Source organism: Arthrobacter sp. CG_A4 (assembly GCF_035985125.1).
Classification (GTDB): domain Bacteria; phylum Actinomycetota; class Actinomycetes; order Actinomycetales; family Micrococcaceae; genus Arthrobacter.
On the sequence record NZ_JAXCID010000026.1, the window covers coordinates 1 to 20677 of the forward strand.

Consider the following 20677-nt stretch of genomic DNA (forward strand, 5'->3'; position numbering starts at 1 on the left):
TTCCAAAGAATTTAGTGGCTACAAATGTTGATACAAAAGTGGTCCTTCCCCCGGATTCCAGAAGGAAAACGAGGAAAGGACCAACGTAACTTCAGCCTAGTCAGACACCAGTCAGACAATAGTCATACTCGCTGAGGGGGTGGCCACTGCGGTGGCCGCCCCTTTTGCATGCATCGGGGGCGCCCCAGCAAAACCGGGCAGAATGATGCCTTTGGCCCCCGGCACGATACCCTAGCTCAGAGTTCACCAACGGGAAGGCACCATGGAAACCGTCACCACTTCAGCCCAGCCAAAGAAGGGCCGGCGCCGAGTTTTGTTGAAGCTCTCCGGCGAGGTTTTCGGCGGCGGGAAGCTGGGCGTTGACCCGGATACCGTCCGCGGCGTAGCCAAGCAGATCGCAGCCGCAGTCCCCGACGTGGAGGTCGCAATCGTCGTCGGCGGCGGGAATTTCTTCCGCGGCGCCGAACTGTCGCAGAGCGGCATGGACCGCTCCCGCGCTGATTACATGGGGATGCTCGGTACCGTCATGAACTGCCTCGCGCTCCAGGACTTCCTGGAACAGGCAGGCGTGGAAACCCGGGTGCAGAGCGCCATCACCATGGGCCAGGTCGCCGAGGCATATATTCCGCGCCGCGCGATCCGGCACATGGAAAAGGGGCGCGTTGTCATCTTCGGCGCCGGTGCCGGACTGCCCTATTTCTCCACGGACACCGTGGCCGCGCAGCGGGCCCTGGAGGTCCACGCCGACGTCGTCCTCATGGCCAAGAGCGGCGTCGACGGCATCTATACCGCCGACCCGAAGAAGGACCCCAGCGCGGAAAAGCTCCACCGCCTCAGTTACGACGAGGCCCTGCGCCGCGATATCCGGGTGATGGACCAGACCGCCATGACCATGTGCAAAGACAACAACCTGACCATGGTGGTGTTCGGGATGGAAGGCGAAGGAAACGTCACCCGCGCCATCCGCGGCGAGGAGCTGGGCACCGTAGTGACGCCCTAGCAACGGCTAGGATGTTTTCAGGACAATTCCGCACCCCCTAGTAGCGGGGGTAGCCAGGTGGAAGACACCACCGGAATCAAGACCGTGCAGCGCCCCGCCAGCGGCGGATGCACCAAATTTCTGAGGAGAGATCGTGATCGAAGAAACCTTGCTCGAAGCCGGGGACAAGATGGACAAGGCGGTTGAGGTAGCCAAGGAAGAATTCGCCTCGATCCGTACCGGCCGCGCGAACCCGGGCCTGTACAACAAAGTCCTGGTGGACTACTACGGCTCACCCACGCCGTTGCAGCAGCTGGCGTCCTTCGCCATCCCGGACGCCCGCACCATCCTGATCACGCCCTTCGATAAGACCGCCCTGCGCGACATCGAACGTGCCCTGAGCGACTCCGAGGTGGGCGCCAACCCCTCCAACGACGGCAACGTCATCCGGATCACCATTCCGGATCTCACGCAGGAACGCCGCAAGGAATACGTCAAGATCGTGAAATCCAAGGGCGAGGACGCCAAGGTCTCCATCCGCAACATCCGCCGCAAGGCCAAGGAGACGCTGGACAAGCTGGTCAAGGACGGCGACGCCGGCGAGGACGAGGGCAGCCGCGGCGAAAAGGAACTCGACGCCATGACCAAGGCCCATGTAGACGGCATTGATGAGCTGCTCAAGCGCAAGGAAGCCGAGCTGCTCGAGGTCTGATGGGGGAAGAACAGCGGGCCGCCGGACTACGCATCCGGGGGCGGGGGAAAGAACGGAAGAATCCGACACCTAAAGCCGGCAGGAACCTTCCTGCCGCCACCGCGGTGGGCCTTGTAATGCTCATCTCCGTCCTGGGCGGACTGCTTTTCTTCCCGCTGGTCTTCGTCCTGCTCGTCACCGTTTTCGCGGTCTTCGGAGTCTGGGAAATCTTCCGGGCCCTGGAAGCCTCGGGAACCCGGCTGCCGGTGGTTCCGGTAATGACCGGCGCCCTAGCGATGCCGGCCGCCGCCTACTTCGGCGGTGCGGAAAGCCTGCTGTTCGCCATGCTGCTCAGCAGCGTGGCGGTGCTGCTGTGGCGGTCCCTTGAAGGCGCGGCCGGCTCCGCCCGCAGCATTTTCGCCGGGGTCTTTACCCTGGCCTGGGTGCCGTTCCTGATCAGCTTTGCGGTGCTGCCGCTGCACACCCCGGTAGGGGCGGCGCCGGTAGGCCTCTGGCCCGACGGCATTGCCCCGCCCGGCGCATGGCACATCGCCACCCTTCTGCTGCTCGTGGTGTCAAATGACACCTTCGGCTATCTGGTGGGCGCCTCGCTCGGCAAGCACCCGATGGCCCCGAAGATCAGTCCCAAGAAGTCCTGGGAAGGCTTTGGCGGCTCCATCGCCGGCGCCACCGTCGTTGGTGTGCTCGCCGCCATCTTCCTGCTGGACAAGCCCTGGTGGGTTGGGGTGGTACTGGCCGTGGGCATGGTCGCAGCGGCAACCGCCGGGGATCTCTCCGAATCCATGGTCAAGCGTGAACTGGGCATCAAGGACATGAGCAGCATCCTGCCCGGCCACGGCGGCTTTATGGATCGGCTGGATTCGATCGTCTTCGCTTCCCCGGTGGCGTTCATCCTCTTCTCGGCCATGGCCGGCGTGTAGGCCCCTCCGCATTCCCACATCGCACCAACGTCCGGCCACTAGAATGGTGCCGAGCAAACCAGCCGAACGGCATTGAAGGAAACATAGTGACAGTGGACATTCAACGGCAGATTCCTGCGTCCTTTGACCGAGTTCAGCGGAACGAATACGGCTACAACGCCAAACAGGTCGATCAGTTCCTGCAACGCGCACGGGTGTCCTTCGAGACCCCGGGGACCGCGGGCCGCCCCGTCAGAAGCGCCGACGTCCGGGCCGTTTCCTTCGATCCCGTCAAGGGCGGCTATGCCGCCGCCGGCGTGGACGCGGCGCTGGACCGCCTTGAGGATGCCCTGGCCCGGCGGGAACGCGATGATCTGGTGGCCGAGAGCGGCGAGGAAGCCTGGCTGCGCGAGATCGGCAGGCTCGCCGGACTGCTCCGCGGCCGCCTGCACCGCCCGGACGGCCAGCGCTTCCGGCGCCCCGCCAAGGCCAAGGTCCGCAGCTACAACACCACCGACGTGGACGACCTGTGCCATGAATTGATCGGCTACCTCGAGGAGGAGAAGCCGCTGAGCGTGGACAACGTCCGGCGCGCCGTTTTCCGGCCAGCAGTGGGCCGGGACGGATACGAGGAAAGCCAGGTGGACGCCTTCCTGGACCGTGTCGTCGAACTGATGTCCGCGATCGACTGACCGGCCACCGCCCGGTCGCGATCGACTGACGGGCTACCGCCCGGTCGCGAGCGGCCGTTCCGGGGTGTGCAGCCGGGTCATCAGCCGCGTGATGGTCCGCGGCACCCGGTCCCTGGTTGCCCGGGACACCAGGACCATCACGGCGAACGCTGAAGGCACCGTCCACGCGGCGGGCTGAGCGAGCCACGACGGCGTCCCGGCGGCACCCACGAACGCTCCGGCCACCATGGCACCGCCGCACAGCAGGGCACCGGTCACCATACCGGCGATTGCCCCCGTATCCGTAAGCCCCCGCCACCAGATGCCCAGCAGCAGCACGGGGCAGATCGTGGACGCGGTGAACGCGAACACCATCCCCACGCTGCCGGCCAGCGCCAGCGAATCCGTCATGGCGGCGATCCCCAGCGGCACAACGGCCGAAATCAGCGCCGCCCAGCGGAAGCCGCTCACACTGCCGCCCAGCACATCCTGGCTGATCACCCCGGCGAGCGAGACCACCAGCCCGGACGTCGTCGACAGGAACGCTGCGAACGCCCCGGCCACCACCAGGGCGGTGAGCAGGTCACCGGCCATGCCGCCCACCATCCGGCCCGGCAGCAGCAGCACGAGGGCATCGGCCTGCCCGCTCTGGGCCAGCCCCGGAGCGAACATCCGCCCGATCAGGCCGTACGCGGTCGGGAACAGGTAAAAGACCGAGAGCAGCCCCAGGACAATCAGCGTGGTCCGGCGGGCCGACTGCCCGTCCGGGTTCGTGTAGAAGCGCACCAGGACATGCGGGAGCCCCAGCGTGCCGAACAGCAGCGCCACCAGCAGGGAGATGTTCTGGTACGGCCCGGCCGGGGGAGCGGCCGTGGGGTTCACGGCGGCCTCGGCCACGGCGGGGGTCCCGGTGCCGGCCAGAACGAACAGGATGAACAGGATCGGCACTGCCAGCGCCGTCAGTTTCAACCAGTACTGGAACGCCTGGACGAACGTGATGGAGCGCATCCCGCCGGCAATGACGGTGATGCAGACGACGGCGACCACCGCTACCTGCCCCACCCACGCAGGCAGGCCGGTGGTGATCCGGATGGCCAGCGCCGCGCCGTGGAGCTGGGGGACGATGTAGAGCCAGCCGACCACTACCACCACGATGCTCGTGACGCGGCGTGCCGCCCGCGAGTCAAGCCGTGCCTCGGTGAAATCCGGAATCGTGTACGCGCCGGAGCGCCGCAGCGGGGCAGCCACGAACAACAGCAGCATAAGGTACCCGGCCGTGTAGCCCACGGGAAACCACAGGGCGTCCGTGCCGGAGAGCAGGATGAGTCCGGCCACACCGAGGAAACTGGCGGCGGAGAGGTATTCGCCCCCGATCGCCGAGGCGTTCCACCACGGCCGGACCGTGCGGGAGGCCACATAGAAGTCCCCGGTGGTGCGCGAGATCCGCAGCCCGTAGAAGCCGATGGCGGCGGTGGCCAGCGAGACGGCGGCGAATGCCGCGATGCCGACAACCGGATTCACCGGCGCCTCACTTGTCCCCGACGAGGTCCCGGTAGCGGGCCTCGTTCCGCGCCGCGGTCCGGATGTATAGCCAGGCGCTGAGCCCGACGACGGGATAGCTGCCGGCACCGAGCAGGACCCAGTCGAACGGCAGGCCCACAATCGTTGATTCCGCGAGCCCGGGGACGAATCCGAGCATCAGCGGGAAGGCGAGCAGGATCAGCAGGAAGCCGCCGGCCACCACGAGCGCCAGCCGCAGCTGCGAGCGGATCAGCGAGCGGACGAACACCTGACCGGCGTCGGACTCCTCGGCGGCTTCACGTAGTGCCGCGGCCGAGCGCGCCGCGGGCAGCGCCGTGCCGTTCTGCGCAGCGGCGCGGGGGGCCGTGACCCGGACGCGGGTCATGCCTGGGGCCGGATCCGGGTGGCTTCAAGCTTCTCCCGCACTGACGGCAAATGCCGCCGGCTGATCGGCAGTTCCGCCCCGGCCACGGTCACGCTGGGGCTCGCCGAGGCAAGCTTCATGTGGCTGACGTGGTTCAGGGCAATCAGGTACGAGCGGTGCGTGCGGATGAATCCGGCGTCGGCCCATTGCTGTTCGAGATCGGCCAGCGGAACCCGGATCAGGTAGCTCGCGTCCGCGGTGTGGAGCCTGGCGTAGTCACCCTGGGCCTGGACGTAGGTGACGTCATCGCGTCGGATCATCTTGGTGGTCCCGCCGAGGTCCACCGTGATCATTTCCGGTGCCTTCGCGCCGTCCTTGAGCAGATCGCAGATTCGTCCGATCGACTTCGACAGCCGGTCGGCGCGCAGGGGTTTGAGCAGGTAGTCCACTGCGGCCAGCTCAAACGCCTCCAGGGCGCAGTCCTCGTCGGCGGTGACGAACACGACGGCGGGCGGGTGGGCGCTGCGGGAGATGACCCGGGCAATGTCCAGCCCGGAGAGGGCGGGCATGTGAATGTCGAGGAAGACGGCGTCGACGTCCTCCGCTTCCAGGGCGCGCAGGGCCTCGGTTCCGGAGGAAGCCCGGTAGATGGTGCCGATCCGGTCATCCCGGCCGAGCAGGAAAGCCAGTTCCTCGACGGCGGGCAGCTCGTCGTCGGCGACGAGGACGTTAATCATGGTTCTAGAGTAGCGCCGCAAGCATCAGCCGCAGCAGTCGTCCGCAGCAGTCGTCCGCAACAGTCGTCCGCAACAGTCGTCCGCAGGCTCACGCATCGTGACGGGGTTGGGATTTGGGTACCCGCATGGTGATCAGGGTCCCTTCGCCGGGTGCCGTCTCGATGACGAGCCCGTTGTCCTCGCCGTAAACCTGCCGCAGCCGGGTGTCGACGTTGCGCAGTCCCACGTGGTCGCCGTCGCTGTGCCCGGCGAGGACGGACCGCAGCTGTTCGGGGTCCATCCCGACGCCGTCGTCCTCGATGGTCACCTCGGCGAAGGCGCCGGAGTCGTGGGCCGTGATGGAGATGTGGCCGGGACCCTCCTTGGCCTCGAGGCCGTGCCGGACCGCGTTCTCCACGAGCGGCTGCAGGCTCAGGAACGGGATCACGGTGCTGAGCACCTCGGGCGCGATCCGCAGGCTGACCTGCACGCGGTCGCCGAACCGGGCGCGCTCCAGGAGCAGGTAGCGGTCGATGCAGCGAAGCTCTTCGGCCAGGGTGGTGAAGTCACCGTGCCGGCGGAAGGAATAGCGGGTGAAGTCGGCGAACTCCACCACGAGTTCGCGCGCCCGCACCGGATCGGTGTTGATAAAGGATGCGATTGCGTTGAGCGAGTTGTAGATGAAGTGCGGGCTGATCTGGGCCCGGAGCGCACGCACCTCGGCCTCCATCAGCAGGGTACGGGAGGCATCGAGCTCGGCCAGCTCCACCTGCGCGGCCACCCAGTCGGCCACCTCGCTGGTGGCACGGACCAGTCCTGCACCGGCCGACGGTGCGAAAGCCGCCACGACGCCCACCACCCGGGTGCCGGCCCTGATCGGGGCGATGACCGCAGCACGCTCCACCACCGGCCGGGCCGGAACAACGCCCCTGGCCTGGGCGAGTTCCTGGACCTCGCCCGCCGGGATAACGGCGGTGTGGCCGCCGTCGAGCACCCCGGCGGCGAGCCCCATCAGCACGGGCCTGAGCTCCTCGCCGGCCCCGTCCCACGCGAGCACCCCCGCGGTGTCCGTGATCGCCAGCGCGTCGCTGGCCAGCAGGCTGCGCAGCTGCCGGCTGGCCTTGGCGGCGCCCGCCGGGTTGAGTCCGGTCCGCAGGTGCTGCCCGGCCCGGGAGGCCGCGTGCAGGGTCTTGTAGGTGGCCTGCTCCGCGTCGGTGCCCAGCTCCCGGAAGGAACGCAGGACCCTGAGCCCCACAGCGACGACGACGGCGATCGCCATCGCGATCACGGCGGCTGCGGCGGCGGTAAACAGGGGAGAGTCCGGCATGGGCCCAGCGTAGCGCGGGCGCCCCGCATCAGCCGCCGGGGACGCACATCAGGTGCCGCTGGGCGCAGCATCCTGACCGCTGGGCGACGCAGGGTACGGCGGTTGTGGATTGTTAGGCGCATCACGCGAGACAGTGATTGCAGTCACATGGGCCGGAGGGCTGTTCGGAGCAGGCCAAGGCAGCCGGTGTGGACGCAAAAGTCTCAATGAGGAGGAACGATGGGTCACGAAGCCCAAGAAACGGACGCCACGGCGGCCGTGGACTTCAAGGAAGTCCAGTCGACGCCGCGGTTCCAGGAACTGCGCAAACGTCACCGCAGCTTTGTCTTTCCGATGGCCATTGCATTCCTGCTCTGGTACTTCGCTTATGTTCTGCTGGCCGATTACGCGGTGGAGTTCATGTCCACCAAGGTCTGGGGCAACATCAACGTCGGCCTGATCATGGGCCTGCTTCAGTTCGTGACCACGTTCGCCATCACCGGTTGGTACGTCAGCTACTCGAACCGGAAGCTTGACCCGATCGCAGCGGAAATCCGCCACGAAATCGAAGGCCACGACTTCGACCAGCACGGCAACCAGATCAGCGGGGTAGAGAAATGACGTTTATGGTCCCCGCAGTAATCGTTGAGGATCTCAAGGAAACCACGCTGCTGAACATGGGCATCTTCGCTCTGTTCGTGGCAGTCACCATGATCATCGTGATCAAGGCAAGCCGCAACAACAAGACGGCCGCCGACTACTACGCCGCCGGACGGTCCTTCACCGGATCTCAGAACGGCACCGCCATCGCGGGCGACTACCTCTCGGCGGCTTCCTTCCTGGGGATCACCGGCGCCATCGCCATCAACGGCTACGACGGCTTTATGTACTCCATCGGCTTCCTCGTCGCCTGGCTCGTCGCCCTGCTGCTCGTGGCCGAACTGCTGCGTAACACCGGCAAGTTCACCATGGCCGATGTCCTCTCCTTCCGGCTCAAGCAGCGCCCCGTGCGCATCGCGGCGGCCATCTCTACCCTCGTGGTCTGCTTCTTCTACCTCCTGGCCCAGATGGCCGGAGCCGGCACCCTGATCTCCCTGCTCCTTGGCATCAGCGACTGGGGCGGACAGGCGCTGGTCATCGTCGTCGTCGGCGCCCTGATGATCATGTATGTACTGATCGGCGGCATGAAGGGCACCACCTGGGTCCAGATCATCAAGGCCGTGCTCCTGATTGCCGGCGCTGCCGTGATGACCCTCTGGGTCCTCGCCATCTACGGCTTCAACCTCTCCGCCCTGCTGGGCGGCGCGGTGGAAACCTCCGGCAACCCGAATATCCTGAACCCGGGCATGCAGTACGGCAAGTCCGAAACCTCCAAGATCGACTTCATGTCCCTGGGCCTGGCCCTCGTGCTTGGCACCGCGGCCCTGCCCCACGTTCTGATGCGCTTCTACACGGTCCCGACCGCCAAGGAAGCCCGCAAGTCCGTGGTCTGGTCCATTTGGCTGATCGGCCTGTTCTACCTGTTCACCCTGGTCCTGGGTTACGGCGCGGCTGCCCTGGTGGGCGCTGACACCATCAAGGGTGCCCCGGGCGGCGTCAACTCCGCCGCACCGCTGCTGGCGTTCCACCTCGGTGGCCCGCTGCTGCTCGGCTTCATCTCGGCGGTGGCCTTCGCGACCATCCTGGCCGTTGTCGCCGGGCTTACCATCACCGCGGCGGCATCGTTCGCCCACGACATCTATGCAAGCGTTATTGCCAAGGGCAAGGCCGACGCCGCCACCGAGGTCAAGGTGGCGCGGCGCACCGTGGTCGTCATCGGCCTACTCGCCATTGTCGGCGGCATCTTCGCCAACGGCCAGAACGTGGCGTTCCTGGTGGCGCTTGCCTTCGCGGTTGCGGCCTCGGCCAACCTGCCCACCATCCTGTACTCGCTGTTCTGGCGCAAGTTCACCACCCAGGGCGCCATCTGGAGCATGTACGGCGGGCTCGGCTCCGCGATCATCCTGATTGCGCTGTCCCCGGTGGTCTCGGGTGCCAAGACGTCCATGATCCCGGGCGCCAACTTCGCGATCTTCCCGCTCAGCAACCCCGGTATCGTCTCCATCCCGCTCGCGTTCCTCCTGGGCTGGCTCGGTTCGGTGCTGGACAAGAGGCTGGAAGACACCACCAAGCAGGCCGAAATGGAAGTCCGCTCCCTCACGGGTGTGGGCGCCGAGAAGGCCACCGACCACTAAGTACCGAAGCGCTGGGCGCAGTCGGCCAGCTGGACAACAGGAGCTCCCGTGTATTGCACGGGGGCTCCTGTTGTGTGTCCGCGGCGCCGGCGGTCAGGCGGTCGGCGGTCAGCAGTCGGCGGTCAGCCCTCCGCGGAGCCCCGCTCCAGCAGGGGCTGGATCCGGAACGGGATGAGCTCACCCATGGCCAGGGCGGTGTCCGTCCGGTCCACGCCGTTACAGGACAGGATCTTGCCGTTGATCCGGAAGAGATCCTCGGCGTCGAGCGCCACTACGCGGAGCAGGAGGTCCGCCGAGCCCGTGAGGCCGTAGCCTTCGAGGATCTCCGGGATCCCCGCCATTTCCACCGCCAGCTGGCCGAGCTTCTGCTGCTGGACATGCACGGAGATGAACGCCATCAGCGGGTAGCCCAGCGAGGCCGGATTGATGCGCCGTTCAAAGGAAAGGAACACGTGCTTCTTCTCCAGCTGGGCCATCCGGGCCTGGACAGTGTTCCGGGACAAACCGAGCTTTTGGGCCAGCGCCACAACGGTGCGGCGGGGGTCACCGGCCATGGCCGAAAGCAGGCGGGTGTCGGTGCCATCCAGGGGTTGCATAATGCGCAAGATTAGCACGGTCCAATGGCTCCGGACAGTGCAGAATGCTCAACCTATCGACGGGTGGTTGTACCCAATGGGCATTGTGAGTAGGGTCACAACTATCCGGGGCAACGGCGCCCGGGCGGCTGGCGCGCAGCGGGATCACGAGTCCTGCGAGTTCCGGTCAGACGACGTCAGAAGGTGCGGACAACTGTGTTTACCGACGACGCGGGCAAGGGCGGCATTGCCGCCGGCGGCCCCGGGAACAGTGCAGAATCAAACAGGCGGACGGGCGGGGATCTCGTTCAGCTCATCACCCCAGGGGGTGAGCGTGTCAGCCACCCCGAGTTCGACCCCTGGGTCCGGGATGTCAGCGACGAGCAGCTTAGTGCGCTCTACGAGGACATGGTGGTCATCCGCCGGATCGACACCGAGGCCACAGCACTGCAGCGCCAGGGTGAGCTTGCCCTCTGGCCCCCGCTGCTGGGCCAGGAAGCGTCCCAGATCGGCTCGGCGCGGGCCCTCCGCGACGACGATTTCGTCTTCCCCAGCTACCGCGACAACGGCGTCGCCTACTGCCGCGGGGTAAGCCCGGAGGACATCGTGAAAGCCTGGCGGGGCAACGCCCTGGCCGGCTGGGACCCCTACACGGTGAATGTGGCAACACAGCAGATTATTATCGGCGCGCAGACACTGCATGCCACCGGCTACGCCATGGGCATCCAGAACGACGGCGCCGATTCAGTGGCAGTGGCCTACTTCGGCGACGGCGCCACGAGCGAGGGCGACGTCAACGAGGCCCTGGTGTTCGCCGCCAGCTTCCAGTCCCCGGTGGTCTTCTTCTGCCAGAACAACCACTGGGCCATCTCCGAGCCCGTCCGGCTGCAGTCCCACATCCAGATCGCGGACCGCGCCGCCGGCTTCGGCATCCCCAGCATGCGGGTGGACGGCAACGACGTCCTCGCCGTGATGGCTGCAACCCGCATCGCCATCGACCGGGCACGCCGCGGCGGCGGCCCCACGTTCATCGAGGCCGTCACCTACCGGATGGGCCCGCACACGACGGCGGATGATCCCACCAAATACCGCGACGCCAACGAGCTCGAGGACTGGGCTGCCAAAGACCCGATCTCCCGGCTGAAGTCGCTGCTGGGACGCAAGGGGCTGCTCACCGACGAACTCGAGACAGCCGTCGCAGCCAAAGCGGACGCCGTCGCCAGGGACATGCGCGCCGGCGTTATCAACATGCCCGAGCCGGCACCGATGGACATCTTCAAGAACGTCTACAGCACGCCCCATTCCTCGCTGGACCGCCAGCAGGACCACTATTCCCGCTACCTGGCTTCCTTCGGTGATCCCGCAGAAGCCGCTTCTGAAGAAGGTGCACGCTGATGACGCAGATGACCTTTGCCCGAGCCATCAATTCGGGCCTGCGCAAGTCCCTTGAGAACGATCCCAAGGTGCTCCTCATGGGAGAGGATATCGGCGCCCTCGGCGGCGTCTTCCGGGTGACCGACGGCCTGCAGAAGGACTTCGGCACGCACCGCGTCGTGGACACCCCGCTCGCCGAATCCGGCATCATGGGCACCGCCGTCGGCCTGGCGTACCGCGGCTACCGGCCGGTGGTGGAGATCCAGTTCGACGGCTTCATCTATCCGGCGTTTGACCAGATCGTCAGCCAGGTCGCCAAGATGCACTACCGCACCCAGGGCGCCGTCAAGATGCCCATCACCATCCGCGTACCGTTCGGCGGCGGCATCGGCTCACCCGAACACCACTCCGAGTCCCCGGAGGCCTACTTCACCCACACCTCGGGCCTGCGCGTGATCTCCGTGTCCAACCCGCAGGATGCCTACACGATGATCCAGCAGGCCATCGCCTCCGATGACCCCGTGCTGTACTTCGAGCCGAAGCGCCGCTACCACGACAAGGGCGAGGTGGACGAGATCCGCGACCTCAGCGCCGCCCTGTCCATGGAGAAGGCCCGCGTGGTCACCGAAGGCACGGACGTCACCCTCGTTGCCTACGGCCCGCTGGTGAAGACCGCCAGGGACGCCGCCCTCGCCGCCGCCGACGAAGGCGTCTCCGTGGAGGTCATCGACCTGCGCTCGCTCGCCCCGGTGGACTTCGCCACCCTGGAGGCCTCCGTCCGGAAGACCGGGCGGCTGGTCATCACGCATGAGGCCTCCCAGTCAGGCGGCATCGGCGCCGAAATCGCCGCGAGCATCACCGAACGCTGTTTCTACCACCTCGAAGCCGCCCCGGTCCGGGTCACCGGCTTCGACGTCCCGTACCCCAATTCAAAGCTCGAACTGCACCACCTGCCGGGCCTGGACCGGATCCTGGATGGCGTCGACCGCGCCCTGGGCCGTCCCAACTCCCTGAGCGGACTGGAAGGATGACCGCCACCATGATCAAGGAATTCAGGCTCCCGGACCTCGGTGAGGGTCTCACCGAATCGGAAATCGTCGCCTGGAAGGTCGCGGTGGGGGATACCGTTGCGCTCAACCAGATCATCGCGGAGGTCGAAACGGCTAAGGCCGTCGTCGAGCTTCCCTCGCCGTTCGCGGGCGTGATCACCGCGCTGCACGAACAGCCCGGCACCGTGGTGGAGGTCGGCAAGCCCATTGTTTCCTTCGAGGTCGAGGGCGACGACGGCGGCTCCGGTTCGGGTGAACCCGCCGCCAAGCGCGAGCCGAACCTCGTCGGGTACGGCGCCGTCCTGGAAGGCTCCGGCCGTCCGGCCCGCCGCGCCCGCAGCTTTGCGGCCCCGGTGGCTTCGGCCGCCGCGCCTGTCCCGGTGCTGGAGCACGTTGAGGCGGCCCCGGTGGTTCAGGCACACCCGGCCGGGATCCCGCCGGTCGGGATCCCGGCGGCCGAGCCCGGCGGGGTCCGTTCCGCCGAGCGCCCGCGGTCCACCCCGCCGGTGCGAAAACTGGCCAAGGACCTCGGCGTCGACCTCGAAGCCGTCACCGGCACGGGGGAGCACGGGCTCATCACCCGCGACGACGTAAGGACCTTCGTCGGCGGCGGGGACCTGCCTGCGGCGGCACAGGAACTGGCCGGTGTGTCCACTCAGGATCCGGCGCCGGCGCAGGGTGCCCGCGAGACCCGGTCGCCGATCAAGGGCGTGCGCAAGTTCACCGCGGCCGCCATGGTGTCCAGTGCCTTTACCGCACCGCATGTAACCGAATTCCTGACCATCGACGTCACCCCCACGATGGAACTGCTGGCCCGGCTGAAGGCCAGCCGCGCGTTCGCCGGCTACAAGCTCACTCCGCTGACCATTGTGTCCAAGGCCGTGCTGATCGCGCTGCGCAACCACCCCACGCTCAACACCCGCTGGGATGAGGCGAAGCAGGAGATTGTCCAGTACAACTACGTGAACCTGGGCATCGCGGCCGCCACGCCGCGCGGCCTGACCGTCCCCAACATCAAGGATGCGGACCGGATGTCCCTGCTGGAGCTCTCCACGGCGCTCACCGAACTGACGGACACGGCGCGGGCCGGCAAAACCAGCCCTGCCAACCTCTCCGGCGGCACCATCTCCATCACCAACATCGGCGTGTTCGGCATCGACTCCGGCACCCCCATCCTCAACCCGGGCGAGGCCGCCATCCTGGCTCTCGGCGCGGTGCGGAAGATGCCCTGGGAGTACCGGGACGAGGTGGCGCTGCGCCAGGTCATGACGCTCAGCCTCTCCTTTGACCACCGGCTGGTCGACGGCGAACAGGGCTCCCGCTTCCTGCAGGACCTCGGCGCCATCCTGGCGGATCCGGGTATGGCGCTGGCCATGGTGTAACCGCCGGTCCGGCCACCACGGCAGTCCTGAACACCAGCAGGCTGCCGGCAGCTCCGTCCGAACTGACGGAGCAGCCGGCGGTTGTTTTCCGGCCGCTGTTGAACTCGGACGAGGGTGTGGCAGGAGGCCCGACCCGCAAAGTGGCCGGCCCCGGCGGCGGTCTGGGGATCTGGCTGGCCAGTTGTGCAGCTGCTCCGTTGTGCAGCTGCTCAGCTGTCGTCATTGGGGGCGGCAGCTGCGGTGCACACCCAACGCGCCCACGCAAATACCGCCGCAGCGCTGAGCGGTGCGGTCGTGCACGGATCCTGCTGTCGTTGACTGTCGGCACTTCAGTTGAGGCCCCCAGCAGTTCGCCGAAGATGGCCGCCATGGGGGTCCCGGACGCCGGCACGACGCTCCCGCCCAGTCACTTCCACGCGCACCGGCCGGCACCCGCGGAATCCAGCGGAACCCCGCGCATCCCTTTTGCGGAAACGGGTTCCGGAACCGAGTAACTGGGCTGGAACGTCGGGCTGCGTCCCGGTGGGAGGGAATAGCGAGTCAATTGGCCCCGGGGTTAGCCACTTGTGCTGGCCCCGCCCCGGGTAGATTACCGGCGTGCCGGCAGGCGCTGCGGGGTTTCGTGGTTGCGGTCCGGCAGATCCTTCGGGACGTGGTGTCAGCCCGGCGGCCACCACGCTAGTGGGCGCACCCGAATGGCCGCCATGGGAAGTGCCACAGCGGCCGTCTTGGGCGAATGGGCGCACCGAATGGGCGAGCCCAAGTGGGCGCACCCAAAACGTTGCCCGCCAGCTGTCCCCGGACCTGGCATACCCGGCCAACATATCGATGGTGCGCTCCGGCAACGTGCCCCCGGTTCGTGGCATCCCTGCCGAAACTCGCCATCGTCAGTGCGCTGGCGGTGCGGCCGGTGCCAGGAGTGCGGCCAGCGCCATGCTTTCGAGCAATGGCCTGGCGCGCCGGACGCCCATCCGGCGCCCGTGGCTGCGTACCGAGTGCGGGGTGGAGTTGATCAGGCCGAACGTGGCGTGGGCGCGCATCCGCAGCTCGGCGGCCTCGGTACCGGCGTGCAGTCCGGCCAGGACATCGACCCAGAGCTCCACATAGTTGCGCTGCAGCGTGCGGACCTCGGCCTGATCGTCGTCGGCAAGGTTGCTGAAGTCCTGGTCCTGGACCCGGATGACGTCGGGATTGCTGAGGGCAAAGTCCACGTGGAACTCCACCAGCCGGCGCAGGGCCGGCGCGGCGCCGTCGGACTCCGCAACAACCCGGTGGCCGCCGTCGAGCAGCTCCTGGCTGACGCTCAGCAGCAGCGCCCCGAGGACGGCCTGCTTGCCGGTAAAGTGCCGGTAGACGGCGGGTCCGCTGACGCCTGCCGCGGCGCCCAGGTCCTCAAGCGACACACGGTTGAAGCCGTCGACGGCGAACAGCGCGGCGGCCGCTGTCAGCAAGGCCTGCCGCCGGTTCTCCTTGGCCTGGCTCCGCTGGGTGGTTGGAGGCTGGGTAGTTGGAACCGGTAGCGCTACCGGTAGCGCTGGAACCGGCAGCGCTGGAACCGGCATGGCCGGAGGCCGCGGTCCGGTCTGGCTCATCTGGCTGGGCTCGGTCACCGGCACATCCCTCATCTCAAAAAGCCAGCTGCTCGCATGGCCCTGTGTTGGACATCACAGTTAATAGAGACTAACCTAAAACTCAGTTATGCGGTACTAACCGAAGTGGCCGGATCGGCCACGAAGCCGGGCCCCAGCACCAAGGCCGAGAACGGAAGCAGTCAATGCAGACAATCGCCAGCCAGGTGGACGCCTCGGGCGCCGCCTTCGCCGCGAACCGCGAGGCCCAGCTGGGACTGGCCCGCGAGCTGAAGGAACGCCTGGCCACTACGGCATTGGGCGGGCCCGAAAAGTCCCGGGAGCGCCACGTGGCCCGCGGCAAGCTCCTGCCCCGCGAGCGCATCAACCAGCTCCTGGACGAGGGCAGCCCGTTCCTGGAGATCGCACCGCTGGCGGCCAATGGCATGTACAACGACGATTCGCCCGGCGCCGGGGTTATTGCCGGGATCGGCCTGGTGCACGGCCGCCAGGTCCTGGTCATTTCCAATGACGCCACGGTCAAGGGCGGCACCTACTACCCGATGACGGTGAAGAAGCATCTCCGGGCGCAGGAAATCGCCCTCGAGAACCGGCTGCCGTGCATCTATCTTGTGGACTCCGGCGGCGCCTTCCTGCCGAAGCAGGACGAGGTCTTCCCGGACAAGGAGCACTTCGGCCGGATCTTCTTCAACCAGGCCAAGATGTCCGCGGCCAGGATCCCGCAGATCGCCTCCGTGATGGGATCCTGCACCGCCGGCGGCGCCTACGTCCCCGCGATGAGCGACGAGACCGTGATTGTCCGCAACCAGGGCACCATCTTCCTGGGCGGGCCCCCGCTGGTGAAGGCCGCGATCGGTGAGATCGTCACGGCCGAGGAGCTTGGCGGCGGCGATGTGCACTCGAAGATCTCCGGAGTGACCGACCACCTGGCCGAAAACGATGAGCATGCCCTCCAGATCGTCCGCGACATCGTCGCCACCCTGCCCCGGCCGGCTGCCCCGGCCTGGGACGTGGACACCGCCGTCGAACCTCTCGCGGATCCGGACGAGCTCTACGGCGCCGTCCCCACCGACGTCAACGCGCAGTACGACGTGCGCGAGGTCATCGCCCGGCTGGTGGACGGCAGCGGCTTCCACGAGTTCAAGAAGAACTACGGCACCACCCTGGTGACCGGCTTCGCGAAGCTGCACGGCCACCCCGTCGGGATCGTGGCCAACAACGGGGTGCTGTTCAGCGAATCCTCGCTCAAGGGCGCGCACTTCATCGAACTGTGTGACCAGCGCGGCATCCCGCTGATCTTCCTGCAGAACCTGTCCGGCTTTATGGTCGGCAAGGACTACGAGCAGGGCGGCATCGCCAAGAACGGCGCCAAGATGGTGACCGCCGTCGCCACCGCACGGGTGCCCAAGCTGACCATCGTGATCGGCGGATCCTTCGGCGCGGGCAACTACTCGATGTGCGGGCGGGCCTACTCGCCGCGCTTCCTCTGGATGTGGCCGGCGTCCCGGATCTCGGTCATGGGCGGCAACCAGGCCTCCGGCGTGCTGGCCACCGTGAAGCGTGACCAGTATGAGGCCCGGGGCGAGGAATGGTCCGCCGCGGACGAGGAAGCGTTCAAGGCCCCGATTAAGGCCCAGTACGAGGACCAGGGCAGCCCCTACTACTCCACCGCCCGCCTCTGGGACGACGGCGTAATCGACCCCGCGGACACCCGCACCGTCCTGGGACTGGCGCTCGACGTCGTCTCCCGCACCCCGCTGCCGGAGACCTCCTTCGGCCTATTCCGGATGTGAGCCAGCAATGACCATTTCTTCGCCGACTGCTACCTCCGCAACACCCACCAAGCCGCTGTTCGGTACCGTGCTCGTGGCCAACCGCGGCGAGATCGCGTGCCGGGTGATCCGCACCCTGCGCGCCCTGGGCATCCGTTCGGCAGCCGTCTATTCGGACGCCGACGCCGGAGCCCGGCACGTCCGCGAGGCAGACGTCGCCGTGCGGATCGGACCCGCGGCCGCCGCCGAGAGCTACCTGAAGATCGGGGCCATCATCCAGGCCTGCCGCGACACCGGCGCCGAGGCCGTGCACCCCGGCTACGGCTTCCTGAGCGAGAACGTCGACTTTGCCCGTGCGCTCGAGAAGGCCGGCATCACCTTCATCGGCCCCGGAGTCGAGGCCCTGAACGTCATGGGCGACAAGATCCGCTCCAAAAACCACGTCACGGGCTACGGCGTGCCGGTGGTCCCGGGCATCGCCGAACCCGGGATGACGGACGCCCGGCTCATCGAGGCCTCCACCGGCGTCGGCTTCCCGCTGCTGATCAAGCCCTCCGCCGGCGGCGGCGGCAAGGGCATGCACATTGTGGAACGGCCCGAGGACCTCGAAGCCACCCTGGCCACCGCCCGCCGGGTCGCGGCCAGCGCCTTCGGTGACGACACGCTGTTCCTGGAACGCCTCGTCCTGACCCCGCGCCACATTGAGGTCCAGGTCCTGGCGGACAACCACGGCAACGTTATCCATCTGGGGGAGCGCGAGTGCTCGCTGCAGCGCCGCCACCAGAAGGTCATCGAGGAAGCGCCGTCGCCGCTGCTGGAATCCTTGCCCGACGGCGCCGAAATCCGCGCCCGCCTCGGCGAGGCCGCCTGCAACGCCGCGCGCAGCGTCCACTATTCCGGCGCCGGCACCGTGGAATTCCTGGTCTCCGACAACGCCCCGGACGAATTCTTCTTTATGGAGATGAACACCCGCCTGCAGGTGGAGCACCCGGTCACCGAGATGGTCACCGGCGTCGACCTCGTCGAATGGCAGGTGCGGATCGCCGCCGGTGAGAAACTCACCGTCCGGCAGGACGACGTCGTGCTCACCGGCCACGCGGTGGAAGCGCGCGTCTACGCGGAAATCCCGGAACGCAACTTCATGCCCTCCACCGGAACCGTGCTGCTGCTGGACGAGATCCCCGGCCCCGCACAGCGCCCCAGCGCACCTCCCCGCAACGAAGCCGAAACGGCCCGCGGCCGCATCCGGGTGGACTCGGCCCTGATCGAGGGTCTCGAGCTCTCCGCCAGCTATGATCCGATGATCTCCAAGGTCATCGCGTGGGGGAAACACCGCACCGCCGCCCTGGACACCCTGGACGAGGCGCTCGCCGGGTACACCGCCCTCGGTGTGGACACCAACGTCGAATATCTCCGCCTGCTGATCAACGACGCCGACGTCCGCGCCGGCCGGCTCGACACCGGACTGATCGAGCGCAAAATGCCTGACTTCAGCTTCCGGCGCGTGGGCGACTTCGAGCTGGTGGCTTCCGCGTTATATGCGCTGGCCATGACGGAGCAGAACAATCCGGTCCCGGCAGCGGGTCCCTGGCAGCGCGGCGACGGCTGGCGTCTCGGCGCGCGTGCTCCCTGGCGGGTCAGCCTGGGAACATCCGATGGCGGCATCGGAACTGTGGGTGTGACAGGCCGTGCCGCTGGCGGTCCGGTCCTCGTCTCGGTAGGAGACGGCCCGCAACGGCCGGCCAGCCTGCAGTTCCTCAGGCGAAGTGGCGCGGTTTTGACGCTGGACGGCGAAACCCGGACGTACTCACTCGCGCCCGTCTACACCGGCCCCGTCACTCCGAGCTGGAGCAACCCGGTGCCGGGAGCCCCCACGGAGCTCTTCCTCGGCAGCGAGGGCTGGTCCTGCCGGCTTGAGGTGCTCACTCGCGAGAGCCGGCTGGACAGGGTGCTCGCCGCGATCGAACGCGAGGAGGGCGCCGCTGACCCGGCGGTGCGCTCGCCGATGCCCGGCACAGTGGTCTCCGTCTCCGTCAGCAACGGCGACACGGTGACGGCCGGCCAGGTGCTGCTTTCCGTGGAGGCCATGAAAATGGAACACCAGCTCGTGGCGCCGCTGGCCGGGACGGTGCATATCAGCATCAGCTCCGGCGACCTCGTCAAGCCGGACCAGGTGCTCGCCACCATCCACCCCGCCGTCCCGGCCGCCGCACCTCAGGCGGTTGATGCGGCGGAGGATGCAGCCGAGGACGCGATTGAGGAAGCGCCCTGGGCGCGGAGTAACACCTAACAGCTTCAGCACCATTGCGCAGACACCCGAACACTCAGACCCGACAGAGGAGTCACCCCATGCCAGATTTTGAACTCAGCGAGGACTACCAGGACCTCAGCGACACCGTCCGCGAATTCGCCGACCAGGTGGTGGCCCCGGTCTCCGCCAAGCACGACGAGGAACACAGCTTCCCCTACGAAGTCGTCTCCCAGATGGCCGACATGGGCCTGTTTGGCCTGCCGTTCCCGGAAGAATTCGGCGGCATGGGCGGCGACTACTTCGCCCTCGCCCTCGCCCTCGAACAGCTGGGCCGCGTGGATCAGTCCGTGGCGATCACCCTGGAAGCCGGCGTTTCCCTCGGCGCGATGCCGATCCACCGCTTCGGCAACGCCGCCCAGAAAGAGGAGTGGCTGCCGCTGCTGGCCTCCGGCAAGGCGCTCGCCGGCTTCGGCCTGACCGAACCGGAAGCCGGCTCCGACGCCGGCGGCACCAAGACCACCGCCAAGCTCGGTGGCGGGGAGTGGGTCATCAACGGCAACAAGGAGTTCATCACCAACTCCGGCACGGATATCACCAGGCTCGTCACCGTCACGGCCGTGACCGGCCAGGAGGAGCGCCCGGACGGCAGCATCAAGAAGGCGATCTCCACCATCCTGGTGCCCACCAACACCCCGGGCTTCACAGCGGAGAAGGCCTACAACAAGGTCGGCTGGAATGCCTCGGACACCCACCCGCTGACGCTCGACAACGTCCACGTCCCCGAGGCGAACCTGCTTGGCGCCCAGGGCCGCGGCTACGCCAACTTCCTCTCCATCCTGGATGAGGGCCGGATTGCGATCGCGGCCCTGGCCGTCGGTGCGGCGCAGGGCTGCGTGGACCAGTCGGTGAAATACGCCAAGGAGCGCAGCGCATTCGGGCAGAACATCGGAAAGTACCAGGCCATCGCCTTCAAGATCGCCCGGATGGAAGCCCGCGCCCACACCGCACGCCTGGCTTACTACGACGCCGCCGCCCGGATGCTCGCCGGCAAGCCATTCAAGACGCAGGCGGCCATCGCTAAGATGGTCGCAGGCGAGGCAGCCATGGACAACGCGCGGGACGCCACCCAGGTGTTCGGCGGCTATGGCTTCATCAACGAATTCACCGTGGCCCGCCACTACCGCGACTCCAAGATCCTTGAAGTCGGTGAGGGCACCACAGAGGTCCAGCTGATGCTGATCGCCCGCGAACTGGGGCTCTAACCCGGCCCGCCGGGCGCAACT

The 20677-nt window shown here is 67.2% G+C and carries 18 protein-coding genes; 12 read left to right on the forward strand and 6 right to left on the reverse strand.

The genetic code is table 11. The annotated features are described in order from the left end of the window. The first annotated feature begins 262 nt into the window (after positions 1-262). The 4 genes from pyrH to RCH07_RS12020 all read left to right on the forward strand — a co-directional run bounded on the left by pyrH (position 263) and on the right by RCH07_RS12020 (position 3282). Positions 263-1000 carry a UMP kinase gene (gene pyrH, locus RCH07_RS12005; RefSeq protein WP_326967702.1) on the forward strand — a complete coding sequence of 246 codons (738 nt, stop codon included), beginning with the start codon at positions 263-265 and terminating at the stop codon, positions 998-1000. Between the two features lie 133 nt (positions 1001-1133). Beyond that, positions 1134-1691, forward strand: coding sequence for a ribosome recycling factor (gene frr, locus RCH07_RS12010; RefSeq protein WP_326967703.1), 558 nt, complete (start codon positions 1134-1136; stop codon positions 1689-1691). After that, positions 1691-2611: a phosphatidate cytidylyltransferase gene (locus RCH07_RS12015; RefSeq protein WP_326967704.1), complete on the forward strand. Its 921-nt coding sequence runs from the start codon at positions 1691-1693 to the stop codon at positions 2609-2611. Before frr ends, RCH07_RS12015 begins: the two co-directional genes overlap by 1 nt. A gap of 86 nt (positions 2612-2697) precedes the next feature. Next, positions 2698-3282: a DivIVA domain-containing protein gene (locus RCH07_RS12020; protein WP_326967705.1), complete on the forward strand. Its 585-nt coding sequence runs from the start codon at positions 2698-2700 to the stop codon at positions 3280-3282. A gap of 33 nt (positions 3283-3315) precedes the next feature. On the opposite strand, the gene RCH07_RS12025 is transcribed toward RCH07_RS12020, so the two are convergent. From RCH07_RS12025 to RCH07_RS12040, 4 genes are all read right to left on the reverse strand, one after another. After that, the gene (locus RCH07_RS12025) at positions 3316-4782 is read right to left on the reverse strand and encodes a sodium/solute symporter (protein WP_326967706.1); all 1467 of its coding nucleotides are present in this window, start codon (positions 4780-4782) and stop codon (positions 3316-3318) included. 7 nt (positions 4783-4789) lie between these two features. Then, entirely contained in the window at positions 4790-5167 is a 378-nt protein-coding gene (locus RCH07_RS12030) for a hypothetical protein (RefSeq protein ID WP_326967707.1), read from the reverse strand. Beyond that, on the reverse strand, positions 5164-5883 hold the full coding sequence (locus RCH07_RS12035) for a LytR/AlgR family response regulator transcription factor (protein WP_326967708.1): 720 nt from the start codon (positions 5881-5883) through the stop codon (positions 5164-5166). Before RCH07_RS12035 ends, RCH07_RS12030 begins: the two co-directional genes overlap by 4 nt. Positions 5884-5971: 88 nt before the next feature. Beyond that, positions 5972-7189: a sensor histidine kinase gene (locus RCH07_RS12040; protein WP_326967709.1), complete on the reverse strand. Its 1218-nt coding sequence runs from the start codon at positions 7187-7189 to the stop codon at positions 5972-5974. A 219-nt stretch (positions 7190-7408) separates the two neighbouring features. Here RCH07_RS12040 and RCH07_RS12045 point away from each other — a divergent pair, with 219 nt between their 5' ends. Both RCH07_RS12045 and RCH07_RS12050 read left to right on the forward strand, forming a co-directional pair. Next, entirely contained in the window at positions 7409-7789 is a 381-nt protein-coding gene (locus RCH07_RS12045; RefSeq protein ID WP_326967710.1) for a DUF485 domain-containing protein, read from the forward strand. After that, on the forward strand, positions 7786-9402 hold the full coding sequence (locus RCH07_RS12050; RefSeq protein ID WP_326967711.1) for a solute symporter family protein: 1617 nt from the start codon (positions 7786-7788) through the stop codon (positions 9400-9402). The genes RCH07_RS12045 and RCH07_RS12050 overlap by 4 nt, the downstream gene beginning before the upstream one ends. Positions 9403-9524: 122 nt before the next feature. On the opposite strand, the gene RCH07_RS12055 is transcribed toward RCH07_RS12050, so the two are convergent. After that, positions 9525-9998, reverse strand: a complete 474-nt coding sequence (locus tag RCH07_RS12055) for an Lrp/AsnC family transcriptional regulator (RefSeq protein WP_326967712.1) — start codon at positions 9996-9998, stop codon at positions 9525-9527. 195 nt (positions 9999-10193) lie between these two features. On the opposite strand from RCH07_RS12055, the gene pdhA reads away from it, so the two are divergent. Genes pdhA through RCH07_RS12070 form a run of 3 tightly spaced genes read left to right on the forward strand, consistent with a single transcriptional unit; the run spans position 10194 to position 13782 of the window. Continuing rightward, positions 10194-11372, forward strand: coding sequence for a pyruvate dehydrogenase (acetyl-transferring) E1 component subunit alpha (gene pdhA, locus RCH07_RS12060; protein ID WP_326967713.1), 1179 nt, complete (start codon positions 10194-10196; stop codon positions 11370-11372). After that, positions 11372-12382 carry an alpha-ketoacid dehydrogenase subunit beta gene (locus RCH07_RS12065; RefSeq protein WP_326967714.1) on the forward strand — a complete coding sequence of 337 codons (1011 nt, stop codon included), beginning with the start codon at positions 11372-11374 and terminating at the stop codon, positions 12380-12382. The genes pdhA and RCH07_RS12065 overlap by 1 nt, the downstream gene beginning before the upstream one ends. Further along, a complete protein-coding gene (locus RCH07_RS12070) occupies positions 12379-13782 on the forward strand; it encodes a dihydrolipoamide acetyltransferase family protein (RefSeq protein ID WP_326967715.1) in 1404 nt (467 codons plus the stop codon). Before RCH07_RS12065 ends, RCH07_RS12070 begins: the two co-directional genes overlap by 4 nt. 887 nt (positions 13783-14669) lie before the next feature. Here RCH07_RS12070 and RCH07_RS12075 read toward each other — a convergent pair. Then, a complete protein-coding gene (locus tag RCH07_RS12075) occupies positions 14670-15344 on the reverse strand; it encodes an SACE_7040 family transcriptional regulator (protein WP_442784826.1) in 675 nt (224 codons plus the stop codon). A gap of 212 nt (positions 15345-15556) precedes the next feature. On the opposite strand from RCH07_RS12075, the gene RCH07_RS12080 reads away from it, so the two are divergent. The 3 genes from RCH07_RS12080 to RCH07_RS12090 are packed head-to-tail and all read left to right on the forward strand — an operon-like array spanning position 15557 to position 20656. After that, positions 15557-17164, forward strand: coding sequence for a carboxyl transferase domain-containing protein (locus RCH07_RS12080; protein WP_326967717.1), 1608 nt, complete (start codon positions 15557-15559; stop codon positions 17162-17164). A 7-nt stretch (positions 17165-17171) separates the two neighbouring features. After that, the gene (locus tag RCH07_RS12085; RefSeq protein ID WP_326967718.1) at positions 17172-19433 is read left to right on the forward strand and encodes an ATP-binding protein; all 2262 of its coding nucleotides are present in this window, start codon (positions 17172-17174) and stop codon (positions 19431-19433) included. 59 nt (positions 19434-19492) lie between these two features. Beyond that, positions 19493-20656, forward strand: a complete 1164-nt coding sequence (locus RCH07_RS12090; protein WP_326967719.1) for an acyl-CoA dehydrogenase family protein — start codon at positions 19493-19495, stop codon at positions 20654-20656. Positions 20657-20677: the final 21 nt, after the last annotated feature.

Excerpts from the sequence above, each read along its gene's own strand:
- pyrH (WP_326967702.1), top strand. The coding sequence starts at position 263 with ATGGAAACCGTCACCACTTCAGCCCAGCCAAAGAAGGGCCGGCGCCGA.
- RCH07_RS12015 (WP_326967704.1), top strand. The coding sequence starts at position 1,691 with ATGGGGGAAGAACAGCGGGCCGCCGGACTACGCATCCGGGGGCGGGGG.
- RCH07_RS12030 (WP_326967707.1), bottom strand. The coding sequence starts at position 5,167 with ATGACCCGCGTCCGGGTCACGGCCCCCCGCGCCGCTGCGCAGAACGGC.
- RCH07_RS12035 (WP_326967708.1), bottom strand. The coding sequence starts at position 5,883 with ATGATTAACGTCCTCGTCGCCGACGACGAGCTGCCCGCCGTCGAGGAA.
- RCH07_RS12040 (WP_326967709.1), bottom strand. The coding sequence starts at position 7,189 with ATGCCGGACTCTCCCCTGTTTACCGCCGCCGCAGCCGCCGTGATCGCG.
- RCH07_RS12045 (WP_326967710.1), top strand. The coding sequence starts at position 7,409 with ATGGGTCACGAAGCCCAAGAAACGGACGCCACGGCGGCCGTGGACTTC.
- RCH07_RS12050 (WP_326967711.1), top strand. The coding sequence starts at position 7,786 with ATGACGTTTATGGTCCCCGCAGTAATCGTTGAGGATCTCAAGGAAACC.
- RCH07_RS12055 (WP_326967712.1), bottom strand. The coding sequence starts at position 9,998 with ATGCAACCCCTGGATGGCACCGACACCCGCCTGCTTTCGGCCATGGCC.
- RCH07_RS12065 (WP_326967714.1), top strand. The coding sequence starts at position 11,372 with ATGACGCAGATGACCTTTGCCCGAGCCATCAATTCGGGCCTGCGCAAG.
- RCH07_RS12070 (WP_326967715.1), top strand. The coding sequence starts at position 12,379 with ATGACCGCCACCATGATCAAGGAATTCAGGCTCCCGGACCTCGGTGAG.
- RCH07_RS12075 (WP_442784826.1), bottom strand. The coding sequence starts at position 15,344 with ATGCCGGTTCCAGCGCTGCCGGTTCCAGCGCTACCGGTAGCGCTACCG.
- RCH07_RS12080 (WP_326967717.1), top strand. The coding sequence starts at position 15,557 with ATGCAGACAATCGCCAGCCAGGTGGACGCCTCGGGCGCCGCCTTCGCC.
- RCH07_RS12085 (WP_326967718.1), top strand. The coding sequence starts at position 17,172 with ATGACCATTTCTTCGCCGACTGCTACCTCCGCAACACCCACCAAGCCG.
- RCH07_RS12090 (WP_326967719.1), top strand. The coding sequence starts at position 19,493 with ATGCCAGATTTTGAACTCAGCGAGGACTACCAGGACCTCAGCGACACC.